We start from the raw sequence: 19200 nt of genomic DNA on the forward strand, positions 1-19200 counted from the left end.
ATTTTTACATTGCTTTAATCGTGTAATTTCAATATTTGTTCAACCATTTCATCAACCCAGCTAAACAGGTAAGGTTCTGTACCGGCAATTTTTTGCCAGTTGCCGTTTTCGTCAGGTGCTATCACTAAATGCAGGGTGTCGTCTATCGCGTCAAATTGATAGGCTCTTTTAAAGCTGCCGTAAGTAATGTGTTTAATAATCCCGTTTACCGGTCCTTCTGTTCCGGTTAGGGTAGCGCTAAATTGTGGTTCCATAGTTTGTTTATAACAGCATTTTTACCACTTGTGTTTTAGCAAATCTTTGCCTGTTTCGCTGTATTAAAGTGTGCGTAATAAACTCTTTACACAAGCACAAAAAACATTGCAAACTTTTTTAGTCAAATTGGTATTACTAACCAAATGAAACTCAATAGCATAGTTTAAAACATTATCACAATGCTACTAAAACCAAGGTTCGTCATTATACTGCTGCTGTTTTCTGTATGTACCAAACTGTACGCCCAGGATAGCACGCTGGTTGGTAAAACTATTAAATGGGACCTGACCCAATGTATTGAATACGCTAAAAAAAATAATATCCAGATCAATTCATTGCGCTTGTCAAAGCAATTGAGCCAGCAGGAACTTGAATTGGCAAAGGCCGCTAAACTGCCTGATCTGGCCGGGTCGGCAACTCAAAACTTCGCGCATTACAATAATGGCAATAACACCAACGGTAGCAGTTCAGGTTTTAGCGCTTCGGGCAATTACGGGTTAAGTTCGTCTGTAACGTTGTATAACGGCAATTACCTCAACAACAATATCTCGCAGAAAAACCTGGGCATACAGGCAGCTAACCTTAATATCCTGCAACAGGAAAACGATATCACCCTGCAAATAACCCAAGCCTACTTAGCTATACTGCTCGACAAAGAAAATATTATTTATGATACTGACCTGGTAAATACCTCAGCAGCACAGGTAAAGTTGGAACAGCAACGCTATACAGTGGGCAGCGTAGCACGCAAGGACCTGATACAATTGCAGGCCCAGCAAGCGTCAGACCAATATACTTTGGTCAACGTAAGAAACCAGGAACGCGGCGATTTGCTAACTTTAAAGCAGCTATTGATCTTGCCGTCTGACCTGACCTTTGATATTGTACGGCCCGATACCATCGTAACCTCACAGCAAAACGTATCCCCATTACGAGATGCGCAGAACCTGGCACTAAACAACCGGCCTGAAGTAAAGAGCAGCCAGTTGGGTGTACAAATAGCACAGTATGATGTTGTAAAAGCCGCCGCCGGTTATAAGCCTTCGTTAACGGCGGGAGGTTCTATCGGTTCCGGCTATAATACGGGTGCAGGCAATGGTTACTTTGGCCAGTTTAACAACAATTTAAATGAGCAGATAGGCCTGACCTTGTCAGTGCCCATATTTACCAGGCGGGTAGTTAAAACACAGGTTGAAGAAGCTAAGATCAATGTAGAGCAATCTAAGCTCGATCTGCAAAATACAAAGGTTGTACTGTCGGCAAGCGTTGAGCGGGCATTTATTAATGTGCAGAACGCACAAAGCCAATACGATGCCGCGGCCGAACAATATAAATTCAATCAGGAAAGCTACCGTATAGCAAACGAACAGCTAAAGGTTGGTGTGGCAAACACAGTAGATTTTTTATTACAAAAAAACCTTTTTGTACAGGCACAGCAAGCTTTTGTGCAGGCCAAATACAATGTTATTTTAAGCTTAAGGATATATGATTTCTACAGGGGCGTACCCATTAAATTATAACACCGGTTATGAAAACAAGTTATAAAAGGATCTTAATTATTTTAGCAATAGTAGTTGCACTGGTGTTGATATGGTATTTCTTTATCAGGAAACCTGAAGCGCCAATAGTGATACAAACCGATAAACCAACCGTAGGTTATATAGCCCAAAGCGTAACAGCTACCGGCAGGATAGAGCCCGAAGACACCGTTACCGTAGGTAGCCAGATCTCAGGCATCATCAGTAGTATATCTGCTGATTTTAATTCGCAGGTTAAAAAAGGACAATTGATAGCGCAACTGGATAAATCATTGCTGCAAGCCACTGTGGATCAGTATAGCGGGCAACTGCAAAATGCACAAAGCCAGCTGGTGTATGCTAAAAATAATTTTGACAGGCAATCATTACTCTATAAAACCGACGCGATAAGTAAAGCGGACTATGATGCGGCAGTTAACACCTATTCAGCCGCAAAGGCATCGGTAAACAGTGCTGCCGCACAAGTAAGGTCGGCTAAGAAAAATTTATCCTACTCGGATATTTATTCGCCCATTGATGGGGTGGTATTGAACCGTAATATCAGCGTGGGCCAAACCGTGGCGGCAAGTTTTAATACGCCTACATTGTTTGTAATAGCCAAGGATATCAAAAAAATGGAAGTTCAGGCCAATGTTGATGAGGCTGATATCGGCGCTGTAAAGGCAGGTAACCGGGTTTCATTTACCGTTGACGCTTTTATTACAGACCAGTTTAAGGGGATAGTAAAAGAAGTGCGGCTGCACCCATCCGTATCTGCCAACGTGGTAACTTATACAACTATTATCAGCACACCTAATGATGATATGAAACTGAAACCGGGCATGACGGCTAATATCATCATCTACACAAAAGAGGTAAACAATGCTATGCTGATCCCGTCAAAAGCATTAACGTTTCAGCCTGATTCGGCTTTGACAAAGGATTATCAGATCGTCGGAAAGATCTCGCGAAAACGTAAGAAAACAGGTGGTAGCGGCGCAGGTGGTGCAGCGGGTGACGCAGCACCTAAAACACACGCTTTAAGCAGCAGAAGCGATAGCAGTGGTATTGTAAGGCAAACATCATTTGTATGGCTGCTAAAAGGGAAACAGATCGTTCAAACCCGTATAAAAACCGGGTTGAATGATAATACACAGGTTGAGGTGTTATCCGGTTTAACAGCCAATGATGTGATAATTACCGGGGCTACAGGCGGAAAAATTTCTGCTACAAGCGGCACCGCGGCAGGTGGCAGTCCTTTTATGCCGCAACGACGTGGTGGCGGCGGTGGAGGAGGCCGTGGCCGATGAGCAAAAAAGCATTAGAGATAAAAGAGCTTAAACGCGAGTTTAAGATGGGCAGCGAAACCGTGCGCGCGCTTAAAGGGATAACTTTTGATGTTGAACCGGGCGAGTTTGTAACCATTATGGGTAGCAGCGGATCGGGCAAGACAACTTTGTTAAATATCCTGGGCTGCCTGGATAAACCCACCATAGGCGATTATTTTTTGGATGGCGTGGACATAAAAAAACTGAACCGTGATGAGCTGGCGCAGCTGCGTAACCATAAAATCGGGTTCGTTTTCCAAGCGTATAATTTGCTGGCGCGGACATCGGCTTTAGAAAATGTGGAGCTGCCGCTGTTGTATAATAAAGAGATCAGCGTAAGCGAGCGTCGCGATAGGGCCATGCACGCGCTTGAGGCGGTTAAACTGGAGAACAGGTTCGACCATATGCCCAACCAATTATCGGGCGGGCAGCAGCAGCGTGTGGCTATTGCCAGGGCATTAGTTAATGAGCCGGTGATGATCCTGGCTGATGAAGCTACGGGTAACCTGGACAGCCGTACATCATATGAGATCATGGCCCTGATGCAGGAACTAAACAGTACACAAGGTAAAACCATTGTGTTTGTTACGCATGAGCCGGATATAGCAGCATTTAGCAGCCGTACCATACAATTGCGCGACGGTATTATTCAAAAAGATACAAAAAATGAAAACCCGCGCTCGGCAAAGGAAATGCTGGCAGCGCTACCAGTTACAGACGATTATAACATATGAATTTTTCAAACCTGTTCCGCATAGCTTACCGCGCCCTGCTTAGAAATAAGCTCAGGGCATTTTTAACCATGCTCGGTATTATTATCGGCGTGGCATCGGTTATCGCTATGGTGGCTATAGGGCAGGGGTCAAAGCAAAGCATTCATGACCAGCTTTCAAGCATGGGTACAAACATGCTCACCGTGCAGCCGGCCAGTAACTTAAACGGCGGTGTACGTATTGCAGGTACAAGTTTCCAGACCTTGACCAGTAAGGATATTGATGCTTTAAAAAATCATCCACAATACATAACAGAATTATCGCCGTCGGTTAGCTCAAAAGGGCAGGCCATTAACGGCGCGCTTAACTGGCCTACTACCATGACAGGAGTTAGCCCGGAGTACTTAGACATCAGAAAACTATCCGTTAAAGACGGTATTCCTTTTACACAGAATGATGTTTTAACATCCGCTAAGGTGTGCCTGATCGGGCAAACCGTGATTGATAATATATTTCCTAACGGCGAAAATCCCATCGGCAAGATCATCCGGTTCGGGCATATCCCGTTCCAGATCATCGGGGTATTAAGTCCCAAGGGCTTTAATACTTTTGGGCAGGATCAGGACGATATCCTGATAGCGCCTTATACCACGGTTCAAAAACGGATCTTGGCTACTATCTATTATTCAAATATTTATGCCTCGGCAGCCAGCGAGGACGTTACCGACCAGGCCGTACAGGAAATGACCGACAAGCTACGCGCCTCGCACCGCTTACGCGACAGCGAGGATAATGACTTTACTGTACGTACCCAACAGGAACTGATAGCAACCCTAAGCTCAACCAGCGGGTTATTGACTGTGCTATTAACCGTTGTTGCGGGCATCTCATTAGTGATTGGCGGCATTGGCATCATGAATATCATGTATGTATCGGTAACCGAACGTACCAAAGAAATAGGCCTCCGTATGTCCATTGGCGCACGGGGCAAGGATATTCTGTTACAGTTTTTAATGGAGGCTATCCTGATCAGTATTACCGGCGGGGTTATCGGGGTGTTGCTGGGCTTTTTGTCGACCCAGATAGTGACCTTGACACTGGGTTGGCCGACCATTATTTCGCAATCTTCGGTTGTGTTGTCATTTGTAGTTTGCGCGGTAACAGGGATTTTCTTTGGTTACTATCCGGCGCAAAAAGCCTCAAGGCTTGACCCGATAGAAGCATTGCGTTATGAATAAAGATTAAAATAGACCGGCAAGTTCTATCTTTACCCCATGGAGCAGATCAAGCCCGATTCAAAAATTCTCGTCGATATCATTCAAACAAAAATGCCGTTTGGCAAATACAAGGGCACCTTTATCAGTGAGATGCCGGTGTATTACCTGGAATGGCTTAAAAACAAAGGTTTCCCGCCGGGTAAGCTGGGTATGATGCTATCCAGCGTTTATGAAATTAAGATAAACGGTTTAAACAGCATACTTACGCTGGTAAAAAATGCTTTAAAAAACGGTCAAATCAAAAGCTAAAATGGCAGGTTAGGCAATCGCTTGACTTACGGTTAATTTTTTTATCTTCATCCGTAAATCAATAAACCGGCACCTAAGCCAATTCATGAAACATCTATTTAGTCTGATCATTCTTTGCGCGTTGCGGATAAGCCTTTTCGCACAAGCTACTTACACCATTACCGGTATAATTACAGATACTACAGGCACAAAAATCCCTTCTGCTACGGTGTTCGTTGCAGGCAGTGAAAAAGCTACCGTGACTGATGGAAATGGCAATTTTGTTTTCAGAAATATGTTGCCCGGTAATTATCAACTGGTGGTGAATATGCTTGGTTATAATTATGTGAAACAATCCATAACACTAAAAGATAAGTCGGAAACAGTTAACATTGCTTTAGGCGAAAAACAGGTAGAATTGCAGGAAGTAGTAATAGGCGCTAAAAAAATTATGCCTAAACCAAGGCTGCTAAGGCTTTTTACTAAAATTTTTATAGGTGAATATGGCTTTGCAACGGATTGTAAGATACTGAATCCCGAGGTGCTGAAATTGAAAGAGGCTGATGTCAGCATATTTGGCAAAAGTTATGATTTTCTTCTTGTTGAAAATAACAGCTTGGGGTATCGTATAAAATACCTGCTTAAGTTTTTTCAGTATACACCTGTAAGGAACAGTTATTTTTATGACGGCGATTTTTCTTTTGAACCGATGGTTGGGACACCTGAACAGCAAGCTATCTGGGAAAAGAACAGGCGAATAGCGTACCTGGGATCATTTATGCATTACCTGAGGTCTATGCATGCTCAAAATACAAACAAAGAAGGATTTTTAACTTATGAGGTTACTAAGATGGACTATCCGGTAATGGATCTGAAACCTGCCCCTGTAAATACTGAGCAAATGGTTAGGCGTGTCGACGGTAGCCAGGCTGAATTTAAGTTTAACAATCTCTGGTTTTATGTAGCCTATGATCCCCGAAAATCCACGCCGGATTATGTTCCGAACAGTGATAAAGACGTTAGGCTTTTTCATATCGGGCGTGGCGCATCTGTTTTCAGGATAGGCGGCCAGTTTGATAGCAGGGGTAGTCTTAATGCCTATGAGAATATACAAATAAAGGGCTATTGGGCCGGCAAAAGAATAGCATACCAATTGCCATATGAGTATATATACTCCAACGATGGATCAATCGACTCAACCACGGCTCATCCTTAGATCTCAATATAATGCGCAAATGACTGCAGCATGACCAACCGTAAAACAACTGCATGCGTATATCTGTTAAAACCTATAAAATTTATGAAAAATTTATTGTTGTATATATTGCTTGGCGTAGTGATGTTTGGCTGTGCCAACGGACAGGACAAACCCGGCGATATGGATATTGCACGCGTACCCAAACCAAAAGCTAACCAGGCGGTAGCCACATTTGGCGGCGGTTGTTTTTGGGCCATGGGCGAGGCATTGTCTGAGCTTAAAGGTGTTGACCAGGTGGTTGCCGGTTTTGCCGGTGGCACCACTAAGAACCCTACCTACGAAGAAGTTTGTACCCGCACAACAGGACATGCCGAAACTGTACAGGTTTATTACGACCCCAAAGTGATCAGCTATGAAAAGCTGGCTGAGGCTTTCTTTTATGCGCACAACCCAACCGAACTAAACTACCAGGGGCCTGATGAAGGCACTGATTACCGCTCGGTAGCGTTTTACCGTACCCCCGAAGAAAAGGCCACTTTGGAGGCTTTGATAAAAAAGATCAACGACGCAAAACACTACAATGCGCCCATAGTAACACAGGTGGTGCCGTTTAAAGTCTTTTACGCTGCCGAAAATTATCACCAGGGATATTACAAATTACACCCCTCAAGTGCTTATATCCGGTCGGTATCTGTACCCAAAGTGATGAAAATGCGCGCTGCCGAAAAAGACTTTTTGAAACCCGAGTTTCAGAGGTAATATTTAGCTATTGGATTTAAAAGCCGCTTTGTATGAATTGTACAAAGTGGCTTTTTTGCTTTAAAGAGTATTTTATAAGTTTTATATTCACCGTAAATTTTCGTCAATAAAACCTTAACCTAATGAAATTCTTCCTGGTACTATTTACCGCAATTGTTTTTTACACCGGCGTTAATGCCCAGGATTCTTTTACCATAAGCGGTACCGTAAAAAATGAAAAGGGCGAACTGTTGCAGGCAGCCACTGTATTTATAGCCGGTACCGAAAAAGCTACAGCCACTAATGACCACGGTAGCTTTAAATTTACGGGACTTAGCGGCGGTACTTATCAACTGATTGTAAATATGCTGGGCTATACCCCCACAAAGCAAAATATTATTTTAACCAATAAATCAGAAACTGTTGATATAACGCTTAGCTTAAAAACAATCGTTCTGAATGATGTTGTGATCGGTAATAAATCCGCGCGCGAAAAACAGATAAAAACCTTTGAAAAATATTTTTTAGGACAAACAATTAACTCCGGTTATTGCAAAATTTTAAACCCTGAGATTATAGAGTTTTCTACATCAAAATCATTATTAAAAGCCACCACGCCCGATTTTTTGATCATTGAAAATAGCAGGCTGGGTTACCGCATAAAGTATTTGCTTAAATCTTTTCAATATGATTATGGTAAGGATGTTACCAATTATGATGGAGATTATATTTTTGAAAAGTTAACAGGTACGCCAAAACAACAGTCGGAATGGGAGAAGAACAGGAAAGAAGCTTACCAAGGGTCTTTAATGCATTACCTCCGGTCGCTTTACGCCCGTAAAACACGCCAGGAGGGATTTTTGGTCTATAAAATATTGAGCCAGTTCTTTCCTCTGGTGATCGAAACTATACCTATCCCGGCTGATCAATTGGTAAGGCATTCCGACAGTACATTGATGACCTTTAAGTTTAAAATGCGTTTTTACATATTATACGATAAAAAAGCCGCAGCCAAGCCTGACAAATACAATGGTGAACCTAATTTTGTACTGAATAACCTTGACGCGACAGGCTCTATATTCATGACGGATGCCAAAGTAGATAGCCGGGGCAGCTATACAGACTATAAAGAATTATTGATACAGGGCTTTTGGGGTGAAAAAAGAGTAGGCGACCAGTTGCCCTTTGAATACGATCCTGATAAACCTTAGGCTTCCAAGAGTTTTATAGATCAGTAGAAAATTAGGTATTAACTGTTACATTTTGAGTAATTTGCTGTCAAATAAAGCAATACGACTTATTAAAATTGAAATTCAATTTTTCACATATCAACCTGTATGATCTTGCCTCACTGGGGACGCTGTTCACAGGGGTGACCATCGCTTTGCTTTTAGGGTTTGCTAAAAGGCCGGGTAGGGTAGCCAACCTGTTTTTAAGCCTGGCATTGGTTGTGGTAGTATTGCAGGCTGCCGGGATTACTTCATTGCTGTTACCGGCACTGGGGCTGTTGTTGTATTTTTATGTACGACAGCTAACATTGCCCGATCGGCAATTCAAACGAAATGACCTGCTGCATTTTTGCATTTTACCTGCGGGATGCTGGCTGCCAACCTGGGTGGTCTTGTGCTCGGTAATAGTTTATCTATACCTGTCGCAACGGTTGATACAGGATTTCTATTCCCGGCTGTGCCCGGTACTGATGGACAAGCCCCGTTTTGCCTTCAGGCGGCTGGAAAGAACGCTTTACCTGCTTTGTTTGATGTGCGGATTATCCATACTTAATATCGTTTTCTTTTTTGCAATTGCCATCGCGCTGATCGTGATGGCTGCCGAAGCATTGCTGAAACCGGCTGACAGCACCGGCATAGGCATACCGGCAAATGATACATCGGATGAAAGAATAAGGGCGCGAAGGTTAAAAGAAGCAGTAGCAGCGGCCCGCCTTTACGAAGATGCCGAGCTTACGCTGGCTACACTGGCAGTGAAACTGGCTATTCATCCGCATGAATTATCACGGATCATTAACGTAGGGCTGAAAAAGAATTTCAGCGATTTTATCAATGAATTTCGGGTGCGTGAAGTTGCCCGCAAAATGAAGGACCCGGCTTATGATAATCTTACCCTGTTGGGCATCGCATACGAGTCAGGCTTTAATTCAAAAACAACCTTCAATCGTGTTTTCAGGGAGATCACCGGCAAAACTCCCCTTGAGTATAAAAGCGGTACGAATAAACAGGTACCAATTCATAAGTTGGCACCACAGGCCGGTATCCGGCCGGTAATATTGCGTCAGGAAATGCCAAAACGCAAATTTATGATCAGGAATTATTTAAAGATAGCTTACCGCCAGTTGCTCAAGCAAAAAATGTATGGGGTGGTAAAGATCGGGGGCTTTGCCTTCGGGATAGCCGCTTGTTTACTCATTGGCTTGTATATTCATAATGAAATGAGTTTTGATCGCTCTTATCCAGGTGCCGACCGTATTTTCCGGGTGGTGGGCGATGGCAAAATGAGCCGTGGTTTAGCCTGGCCGGCACCCATGTCCAGAGCGATACAGCAGGATTTTCCTGAAGTTGAATTTGCCGGGCGCATGAGGCCATTAAACTCATACCTTGGCCATGCCGAATTGCGCCGCGCCGAGGAACCGCAAAATAGTTACGAGCAAGGTATCCTTTATATTGACCAATCATTCTTTAGCGCTTTTCAACTACCCATGGTTTACGGGGATGGGGCCACAGCATTAAAAGATCCGCAAACCATGGTGATCTCTAAGTCCATGGCTGATAAGTATTATCGCGGCAAAAACCCGGTCGGCCACGTTATGTACGTCGACAATGACCAGTCGCATCCCTACCGCATTGGCGGGGTAATGGCTGATATTCCTGAAAATTCGCATCTGCATCCTTTTAATTTTTTCATCACACTCTCAGGGATGGAATTTGGGGCTGGCGAACAAAACAGCTGGCGCTGGTTCAACTATGTGCAATACATTAAACTGAAAGCAGGTACCAACGTAGCAGCGTTTGAACAAAAACTGAATACCGATCTCCGGAAAAATTACTGGATACCTGAATTTCGTAAAGGGGGCTCGAAAGACGCTGTAAGTGAAGCAGCGAGTTTCCATGTGTACCTGCAGTCCGTACCTGATATTAATTTGCATTCAGGCGAATTTCAAGATGGGTTGACCAATGGCGATATCCGTTTTGTCTGGCTGTTCGGCGCTATCGCGCTGTTCATCCTGATCATTGCATGTATCAATTTTATCAACCTGTCGACCGCCAAATCTGCCAACCGTGCTAAAGAGGTGGGCCTGCGTAAAGTTGTCGGCTCATACCGTAGCAGCCTAATCGCACAGTTTCTTACCGAATCACTGATCTATAGTTTTATCTCATTCATCCTGGGTATTGTTGTGGCCTGGCTGTTATTGCCTTACTTTAATAGTATTTCGGCAAGATCCTTGTCTATGCCGTGGTTAGAATGGTGGTTTGTTCCGGTTATCCTGTTTTCTACGCTTGTGGTTGGCACGCTTGCCGGTTTATATCCTGCATTTTATCTGTCAGGTTTCAGGCCGGGACAGGTATTAAAAGGGGCTATCAGCACCGGTAGCAAAAGCCCGATGCTGCGTAATGGGTTGGTGGTTTTCCAGTTTGCGGCCTCAATAATTTTGATCATCAGCACGGTTGTTATCTATAACCAGATGCATTTTATACTGAACCGTAAAGCAGGTTTTGAAAAAGACCAGGTAATGGTACTACAAGGCACAAATACGCTGGGCGATCAAAATATCCGGAATTTTAAGACAGAGCTTACTAAGATAGCTGTAGTTAAAAGTGCGTCCATAAGCGATTACCTGCCTGTAAACGGCACGCTACGTAACGGTAATGCCTTCTTTAAAGAGGGGCATGAAAAAATCGACCCTGCTGTGTTGGGGCAAATGTGGCAGGTAGACGATACCTATCTGCAGACATTGGGCATCAAACTGGTTGAAGGCAGAAATTTTTCTTACGCTATGGCTGATGATACCGCAGGTAGATCCATTATCATCAATCAAAACATGGTCAAAGCGCTGGGTTTAAAAAAGCCTATAGGCGCACGCATTTATGATGATGGTATTTTTACAGTGATTGGAGTGGTACAGGATTTTAATTTTGAATCAATGCGAGGCGAAATCAGCCCGATGGTACTTCACTTTAGCTTGAGTACTTCTATGATGACCGTCAAGCTTCGCGGCGGAGACATACAGAATGCCATTACCAATGTAAGTGCGTTATGGAAGAAATACTCGCCCAACCAGCCTATACGCTACACTTTCCTTGATGAAGAGTTTGCCAATATGTATGCTGATGTAACCCGTACCGGTAAAATATTTACAAGCTTTGCCGTACTGGCTATTATTATTGCCTGCCTGGGCTTATTTGCCCTATCCGCTTTCTTAGCCGAGCAGCGCAGTAAAGAGATTGGTATCCGTAAAGTATTAGGCGCAAGCGTGCAGGGTATCACTGCTTTGTTATCAATAGATTTTATAAAACTGGTGCTACTGGCTATTTTAATAGCTTCGCCGATAGCATGGTGGGCCATGCACAAATGGCTGCAGGATTTTGCCTACAGGGTTACCATAAGTTGGTGGATGTTTGCCATAGCTGGATTTGGCGCTATTTTTATCGCGCTGATAACGGTGAGTTTCCAGTCGGTTAAAGCCGCGCTGGCTAATCCGGTAAAAAGCTTAAGGAGTGAATAGATTATAACCTACAGTTTTGTAAACCAACCCTTTTTCCAGAATACAATTACCTGTATAACTGCCAATATGCCCATGCCTATCAACGCGTAAACATATCCATGAGGCGAGTAAAGCTCGGGCATATTATCCGGCATTTGCTTATTGGTGACCGGGTCTACACGGGCAAAGTTCATCCCGTAAATACCTGCAATAAAGGTAAGCGGGATAAAGATCACCGAAATAATAGTAAGCACTTTCATGATCTCGTTCATGCGGTTGCTTACCATAGACAGGTACAGGTCAATAATGCTGTTGGTTATTTCCTTGTAGTTTTCTATCAGGTCCATTACCTGTATACAATGGTCATAAGCATCGTGCAAAAACATTTTGACCTCGGCGGTAACCAGCGGGTTATCGGTGCGTAAAATGTCATTTATCTTGTCGCGCTCGGGCCAGGTAATGCGGCGTAGTATGATCAGCGTTCGTTTCAACTGCTGTGTATCATACATAATGGTCTTATCGGCGTCGGTATATAAGCGGTCTTCGATCCGGTCAAGCTCATCGCCAATTTTGGCCAGCAAAACAAAATAAGTATCTATAATAGTGTCAGACAGCGCATAGCACATATAACCCGGCCCTGCGGTACGAATAGCGCCCTTACTGCCTGCTAAACGGGCTTTTACAGCGGCGAAATGCTCGCCATGGGTTTCTTCAAAGCTGATGATCAGGTTTGCTTTAACTATGGTTGAGAACTGGTGATTACATAATTCATTCTCCTCGTTAAAATAAATTTGACGGCTCACGCTAAAAACATAATCATCATACTCGTCAAATTTGGGGCGCTGGTGTGTATTGGTAATATCCTCTAACACCAAAGGGTTTATTTTTAAGTACGTGCCAATGTCTTCCATCAGCTTAATATCGTCAAGCCCTTTTATCTGAATCCAGTGAGTATGGTCTTTGCACTTTGCAAACTGATCAAGTATGATCTTTAAGTCATGGCCCTCGGCAGTTACCAATTCTTTCTCGTTGTATGAATATACGGCTATAATGGGTTTCAGCGCGTCTTCAGGAATAATGATGGCTCCCGGCTGGTCGCCTACCTCATGTTTCCGGGTTCTGTACCGTACTCTTTTAATATGGCTCATTACAAATAGTTAATGGTTTGCGGCCCCTGGCTAAATAACAGGTCTACAATGCTTAAATTTTTCATAAACCCGTTACGCTCTTCAAAAACCTGGAAATAAGGTTTTTGTTCAAATTCATATTCTTTTTTCGGGCTCATGGCATCGCGATAATCATTCAGTTCAGGATATTGGGCCTCATAGGTTTCAGTGTATTGTAAAGGTAACTGTATCTTTATAAACTTTAGCAGCAATTGTAAAAGCTGTTGGTTGTAATCAAACAGGTAGGTAAACTGCTTTTGGTAAAACGGCGCGAAATCATCCTCATAATATTCAAAATAAGCCGACCGGCGGTAACAGGTTTCCAGGCTCATCCAGTGCAGGCGCTGCCAGTTAAAATCATAACTGATCTTTACATCTTTTACTTTGGTGTGCACCTTTGAACCCTTGACAACAGGCACAGTAAGCGACAGTATTCCATCCGGCGAGCAGATATTTGCACGGTTACGGTAAGTTTGCTTTGGGAAATGCTCCTGGCTTTCTATCAGGATATCAGGCTTGTAAGTAATTAACTTACTGAAATACGCAACAGGCGGAAGATAAAATAAGGGTAATACAGCGCCTTTTTCAATCATATATTTTATGTTTGTGGATAAACCAACAAAATTAATGATAAATAAGGGGCTTTCAAGGTTGGGTATATTCTTTTTATACCTGGTTTCCCTATTACCTTTTTGGGCCCTTTACCTGGTGGCTGATTGCTTATTTGTAGTGCTTTATTACATTATAGGCTACAGGCGCGATGTTGTGCAGGAAAACCTGCAAAATGCCTTTCCTGAAAAGACCGTGGCAGAGCGGAATGATATTGAAAAGAAGTATTTCAGGTTTTTAGCAGATCTGATTATCGAAACTATAAAAATGGTTTCGATCTCTGAAAAAGAAATGCTGCGACGGGTGGTTTGTACCAATCCTGAAATTGTGCAAAATTATGAGGCCATTGGCAAAAGCGTTACTGCGGTTGCCGGCCATTATTGCAACTGGGAGTGGGCCGGCCTTGGGTTTAGCATTGACACCCGGCTGTTTGTTATTTACAAACCTTTAACAAGCGACGTATTTGATAACTATTTTATTAAAGTACGTTCGCGTTTTGGCGCTGTGGCTGTAGCTATGAAGCAAACGTTGCGCACCATGGTTGCCCATAAAAATGAATTTACTGTAACCGTTTTTGCCGGCGACCAAACACCGGTGCGTGAACAAACCAACTATTTCACCGAGTTTTTGAACCAGCAGACAGCCGTATTTTTAGGAATCGAGAAAATTGCTAAACTGATCGATTCGGCAGTGATATTTTATGATATGAAACGGGTAAAGCGGGGCTATTACACTTATACCATTGTGCCGTTGATTGAAAACTCGAAAGACAGTGCTCCGAACGAAATTACCGAGGCTCACGTTAAATACCTCGATTCTATGATCCGTCGCGAACCCCAATACTGGTTATGGTCGCACCGCAGGTGGAAATTCAAACCTGAACCTATAATTTAACAGTAACATAAAATGAATGTCAAAATATTTAGCTATGGGTCATAAACATTAGCCGGTCTTGGCTGTTTTTAAGCTGATATTTTAGTTTTGCAAAAAACGATCAGCGGCAGTGATAAAAAACGGACTATTAAGATTAGCTATACTTTTATTATATCTCATCTCGTTGTTGCCTTTCTGGCTGTTATACATTATATCAGACTTTTTATACATCCTGATCTATTACATTGTGCATTACCGCCGCAGGGTAGTAAAAGAAAACCTCAAAAACTCTTTTCCTGAAAAATCAAAAGCCGAGCTTAAGGTTATTGAAAAACAGTTTTTTCGGTACTTTGCCGATTTTATCGTCGAGACGGTTAAGGCCATCAGCATCTCAGAAAAAGAACTAAGGCGCCGGGTTGTACTAACCAACCCTGAAGTGATGGACAATTATTACGCGCAGGGAAGGAGTATTATTGCGGTAGGCGGGCATTACTGCAATTGGGAGCTGGCGGGCCTGAATTTTTATTTTTACACTGATAAAAAGTTTATGATTGTTTATAAACCATTATCAAATGCCATATTTGACAAATTTTTTTACCGTATCAGGTCGAGGTTTGGAACAATTCCGGTATCTATGCGGCAAACTTTGCGTAAAGTGATCGAGGTAAAAAATGAACTGTCAGCAATTGCTTTACTGGGCGATCAAACGCCGTCGCGCGAGGAGGTAAATCAATTTGTTGAGTTTTTAAACCAGCCGACACCGGTGTTCCTGGGGATTGAGAAATTAGCCATGAGTACGGACAGTGTTGTGGTTTATTATGACATGAAACGCATAAAAAGAGGATATTATAGCTATACATTAATACCTTTGTTTGAGGAACCGAAAAAAACGGCGCCGTTAGAAATTACAAAAACACACGTGAAACACCTGGAAGATATCATAAAACAAGAACCGCAATACTGGCTATGGTCTCACCGTAGATGGAAGTTTAAACCGGAGGATCTGAATTAATGAGTGATTACCCAAAGGTTGCTATTGTAATTTTAAACTGGAACGGACTAAAACACCTGCGCCAGTTTCTTCCTTCAGTATTATCGTCTGTATGGCCTAATTTGGATATTGTGGTTGGAGATAATGCTTCTACAGACGGCTCTGTTGAATTTATCAGGGCCGAATATCCAACAATAAGGATCATCCAAAACGATGCTAATTATGGCTTTACCGGTGGCTATAACCGTGTATTGGCCCAGGTTGAAGCTGATTATTATATCCTTTTAAACTCGGACGTTGAAGTTAATCCCGGCTGGATAGCGCCGGTTATCAGCCTAATGGAAAGTGACCCGCTTATTGCCGTTGCGGCACCCAAAATAAAAGCGTTTAACCAGCAGGATAGTTTTGAACATGCAGGTGCCGCCGGTGGCTTTATTGATAGTTTTGGTTACCCGTTCTGCCGCGGACGTATTGTAAACGAAACGGAGACAGATACCGGCCAGTACGAGCAATCGGGCGAGGTTTTCTGGGCATCTGGCGCATCCATGTTCATTAAAAAGAAATACTGGGATGAGGCCGAAGGATTTGACGAGCGGTTCTTCGCTCACATGGAAGAGATAGACCTTTGCTGGCGGTTAAAGAACGGCGGTTACAAAGTGATGTACTGCGCGCAATCAGAGATCTTTCATTTAGGCGGCGGGACACTGACCACAGAAAATCCGTTTAAAACTTATCTTAATTTCAGGAATAACTTGCTATTGATCAAAAAGAACCTGCCTTTCTGGAAAGGGTTTATTGTGATATCAGCACGTTATATACTTGATCTGGCAGCGCTGCTGCGCTTTTTAACAGAAGGTAAACGCAAGGATGCCTGGGCCGTTAGCCGCGCACACCAGTACTTTATCAGGCACATTTTTGAGCGTGGCGATCATGCATCAAGCACTCACCTGAAAAAGTATAACAGCAAACTAACAGGCATGTACCATGGCAGCATCATGTGGGCCTTCTTCGTAAAAAAATTAAGAAAGTTTACTGACCTGGATCAGAAACGCTTTTACTAAATTTTCTCCGGCGGAGTAGGCGGTTCTTCCAAATCACTAAGGTTTAAGGTCTTGCCCTCGGGTAAATTCAATTTAAGATCCTGGATAGAGTGCGGCAGCTCGATACCTTCTTTATTAAATTCGGTATAAATATCAGCCAGTACATTGCTTTTTAACCTGAGCCAGTGCGAAATATCCGCGGCCCAAAACAGCAGGCGGAAATCAACCGAGTTTTCATTTACCGTATTTAAAAAGATCAGCGGTTCCGGGTCGGCCATGATGTCATCGCGGTTGCACAGTATTGATCTTAACAGATCCTCTACCTTTTTAATGTCAGAACCATAGGCAACGCTTACAATCAATTCGACACGGCGGTTGTTATTACTCAGTGTCCAGTTAATTACGTGGTGCGATATCAGGTCGCCGTTAGGAATGATCACTTCTGCGCCATCGCTGGTTGCTATTTTGCTTGAGCGGATACCTATCTCTTTTATAGTTCCTGATCGGCTATCTATTTCTATGACATCGCCTATCTGCACCGGTTTTTCAAAAGCCAGTATCAGGCCCGATACCAGGTTGTTCACAATATTTTGCAACCCAAAACCTATACCTATACCAAACGCGCTGATGATGATGGTTATCTTATCTAACGGGAAATTAGAAGCAAATACCGCCAGGAAAAAGCCGATGGTAAAAACGCCAATCCTGATCAAAAGGGTAGAGGTGCGGTTTTTCTTTTTAAGTTTATCGATGCTGCTGGCATGTTGAACCGAAATATCGTAAAAGTAACTAATGAGTTTTGACATGACCGACGACAGCCAAATCACGGCGATAAAGATCACAAAACCACCAAACGTAAATGAAGCGCCCGATATGCCGGCCACCGTGCGCGGTTGTATCAGAATGTCATGGATATAATCAAGCGCGAAATCGTCAATGTTTAAGTTTTGGGCTAGGAAAAACAGCCATAACAACGCGGCGCCAACATTCAGTATATACCTGATCTTTTTAAGCATCAGGGTGTGGTCTATCCAGCTGATAATGCTGTCGGGGTTTTTAGGGTTTTTAAATTGCAGCAATAAGCCCTGGCTAATGATCTCTACTACAAAATGCAGACTTATTAAAAACCATAAATTATATACTGCTGTAACGCCCACTATTTTCGACAGGCTAAACCTGCCTGAAATATCTAAAACCAGCGACAATACCTGCAGCACAATGAATATTTTTACAATAGCGTCCGTGTTTTTCGGGTAATCTGCCGGTGCCGCGCTTACTTTTTTATTGAATTTGTAAGCGATAACAACAGATATAATATCTAAAATTAAGATGGCAAAGCGGTCGGCATTGGTGGTTTGGATCAGCAAATTACTGATGCTGTAAAATATGGTTACGTAAAATAAACTTAGCAACGCTTTAAAAATACCATAATTAAAAGCCTTTTTAATCAGTACCAATACAAGCACCAGCGATATGATAAAAAGTATCTCTAAAAATGCTGCCGGCGGGTGACTATAAAAATAGGGCACAATAGCTACACCCACCAATAGCGACGATATAACAGGCAGCTTGTCAATATAATTTGCTTCGCTGAAGATCAGTTCGGCGGTTTCGGCATTGCGTTTAGTTTTGCCTCGGTTATAAAAGATCCAGCTAAAGGCAATTACAATAAATACGATGGCTACTAAATGCGTAGCAGTTTCTTTTTTAATAAAATAATAAAGCTGCGAGTTATTTAAGTCGATAGTACCTTGTACCGATGTGCTCAGATTATTGTATGATTTATCTATCTCCCAGATATAACCAAACTCGCCGTCAAAAGCCCTTGAGGCAAATTTGGATACTTTGTCATCAATCTGGTCGCTTTCATCTAAAATATTAGCGTAAGCGGTAGCGACCCTGTTTTGCAAAATGTTTATTTTAAACAGGTTTTTGCGGTTAGCCGAATCTGTTTTCAGATAAAGGTTAAAAGCAATCAGTCGTTCCGAAAAAAAAGTAGACCTTAATACGCTGTCTGTTGGGATGGTCTTTAATAGTAATGAATCTTTTGGAAACTTTACAATGTCCGATTGATTTTGAACCAGTTTATCGTCAATGGCATCCAGGTTTGTCTGCCAGCCCTTTACCACGCCCTGTAAATGGTCAAGGTTATCACGTAAAACAAACAGGTAACGCAGTGTGCTGGCTTTGTGGGTATTTGCCTGGTCTTTTATTTTATTGATCCGCCTAATGGTAGAGGGCAGCCTTTGACTGATGTCGGCAGTATCCAACCCGGCAGCCAGGTTGTTATTGGTTTGTTTAAAAGTGGCAGTATATGTTTCAAGCCTTTGCAGCAGGTTATTTATGGATGTATCTGATTGATTAAAGGTGCGGTAGATCGAATCGCGGGTATGTACCGCTTTTCTTTCCTTTTTGCGCAAGGTTTTCGAATTGGTCCTGCTATCCTGTGCATAGCCATTTTGCAGTGAAAAAGAAAACAGGGTTATAACTAATACGGTAAACTTTAATATTCTTTGCATCGGCCAGGGGTAAATCAATACAACTTGTCTT

At 42.8% G+C, this 19200-nt stretch carries 16 protein-coding genes; 12 read left to right on the top strand and 4 right to left on the bottom strand.

What is annotated here, in order from left to right; translation table 11 throughout:
- Positions 1-14 precede the first annotated feature (14 nt).
- On the bottom strand, positions 15-254 hold the full coding sequence (locus tag FO440_RS13135) for a hypothetical protein (RefSeq protein ID WP_144248720.1): 240 nt from the start codon (positions 252-254) through the stop codon (positions 15-17).
- A 180-nt stretch (positions 255-434) separates the two neighbouring features.
- Here FO440_RS13135 and FO440_RS13140 point away from each other — a divergent pair, with 180 nt between their 5' ends.
- From FO440_RS13140 to FO440_RS13180, 9 genes are all read left to right on the top strand, one after another.
- Positions 435-1775 (top strand): TolC family protein, encoded by a 1341-nt coding sequence (locus FO440_RS13140; protein WP_144248721.1) that lies wholly within the window; start codon positions 435-437, stop codon positions 1773-1775.
- An 8-nt stretch (positions 1776-1783) separates the two neighbouring features.
- On the top strand, positions 1784-3082 hold the full coding sequence (locus FO440_RS13145) for an efflux RND transporter periplasmic adaptor subunit (protein WP_144248722.1): 1299 nt from the start codon (positions 1784-1786) through the stop codon (positions 3080-3082).
- A complete protein-coding gene (locus FO440_RS13150) occupies positions 3079-3834 on the top strand; it encodes an ABC transporter ATP-binding protein (protein ID WP_144248723.1) in 756 nt (251 codons plus the stop codon). The genes FO440_RS13145 and FO440_RS13150 overlap by 4 nt, the downstream gene beginning before the upstream one ends.
- Positions 3831-5051 (top strand): ABC transporter permease, encoded by a 1221-nt coding sequence (locus FO440_RS13155; protein ID WP_144248724.1) that lies wholly within the window; start codon positions 3831-3833, stop codon positions 5049-5051. The genes FO440_RS13150 and FO440_RS13155 overlap by 4 nt, the downstream gene beginning before the upstream one ends.
- A 36-nt stretch (positions 5052-5087) precedes the next feature.
- Positions 5088-5339, top strand: a complete 252-nt coding sequence (locus tag FO440_RS13160; protein WP_144248725.1) for a DUF3820 family protein — start codon at positions 5088-5090, stop codon at positions 5337-5339.
- 85 nt (positions 5340-5424) lie between these two features.
- Positions 5425-6534, top strand: coding sequence for a carboxypeptidase-like regulatory domain-containing protein (locus FO440_RS13165; RefSeq protein ID WP_144248726.1), 1110 nt, complete (start codon positions 5425-5427; stop codon positions 6532-6534).
- 84 nt (positions 6535-6618) lie between these two features.
- Positions 6619-7275, top strand: a complete 657-nt coding sequence (gene msrA / locus FO440_RS13170; protein ID WP_144248727.1) for a peptide-methionine (S)-S-oxide reductase MsrA — start codon at positions 6619-6621, stop codon at positions 7273-7275.
- Between the two features lie 122 nt (positions 7276-7397).
- The gene (locus FO440_RS13175) at positions 7398-8465 is read left to right on the top strand and encodes a carboxypeptidase-like regulatory domain-containing protein (protein WP_144248728.1); all 1068 of its coding nucleotides are present in this window, start codon (positions 7398-7400) and stop codon (positions 8463-8465) included.
- A gap of 95 nt (positions 8466-8560) precedes the next feature.
- Positions 8561-11992 carry an ABC transporter permease gene (locus tag FO440_RS13180; RefSeq protein WP_144248729.1) on the top strand — a complete coding sequence of 1144 codons (3432 nt, stop codon included), beginning with the start codon at positions 8561-8563 and terminating at the stop codon, positions 11990-11992.
- A gap of 8 nt (positions 11993-12000) precedes the next feature.
- Here FO440_RS13180 and corA read toward each other — a convergent pair whose 3' ends face one another.
- Positions 12001-13119: a magnesium/cobalt transporter CorA gene (gene corA, locus FO440_RS13185; protein WP_144248730.1), complete on the bottom strand. Its 1119-nt coding sequence runs from the start codon at positions 13117-13119 to the stop codon at positions 12001-12003.
- Positions 13119-13730 (bottom strand): WbqC family protein, encoded by a 612-nt coding sequence (locus FO440_RS13190; protein ID WP_144248731.1) that lies wholly within the window; start codon positions 13728-13730, stop codon positions 13119-13121. Before FO440_RS13190 ends, corA begins: the two co-directional genes overlap by 1 nt.
- A 34-nt stretch (positions 13731-13764) precedes the next feature.
- On the opposite strand from FO440_RS13190, the gene FO440_RS13195 reads away from it, so the two are divergent.
- From FO440_RS13195 to FO440_RS13205, 3 genes are all read left to right on the top strand, one after another.
- Positions 13765-14640 (top strand): lysophospholipid acyltransferase family protein, encoded by an 876-nt coding sequence (locus FO440_RS13195; RefSeq protein ID WP_144248732.1) that lies wholly within the window; start codon positions 13765-13767, stop codon positions 14638-14640.
- A gap of 109 nt (positions 14641-14749) precedes the next feature.
- Positions 14750-15631, top strand: a complete 882-nt coding sequence (locus FO440_RS13200; RefSeq protein WP_144248733.1) for a lysophospholipid acyltransferase family protein — start codon at positions 14750-14752, stop codon at positions 15629-15631.
- Positions 15631-16671 (top strand): glycosyltransferase family 2 protein, encoded by a 1041-nt coding sequence (locus FO440_RS13205; RefSeq protein ID WP_144248734.1) that lies wholly within the window; start codon positions 15631-15633, stop codon positions 16669-16671. The genes FO440_RS13200 and FO440_RS13205 overlap by 1 nt, the downstream gene beginning before the upstream one ends.
- Here the strand turns inward: FO440_RS13205 and FO440_RS13210 are convergent.
- Complete coding sequence (locus FO440_RS13210) at positions 16668-19169, bottom strand: mechanosensitive ion channel family protein (protein WP_144248735.1); 2502 nt, start codon at positions 19167-19169, stop codon at positions 16668-16670. The two genes, FO440_RS13205 and FO440_RS13210, sit on opposite strands and share 4 nt — an antisense overlap.
- Positions 19170-19200 lie beyond the last annotated feature (31 nt).

Origin of the sequence: Mucilaginibacter corticis (assembly GCF_007558865.1) — a bacterium.
Classification (GTDB): domain Bacteria; phylum Bacteroidota; class Bacteroidia; order Sphingobacteriales; family Sphingobacteriaceae; genus Mucilaginibacter; species Mucilaginibacter corticis.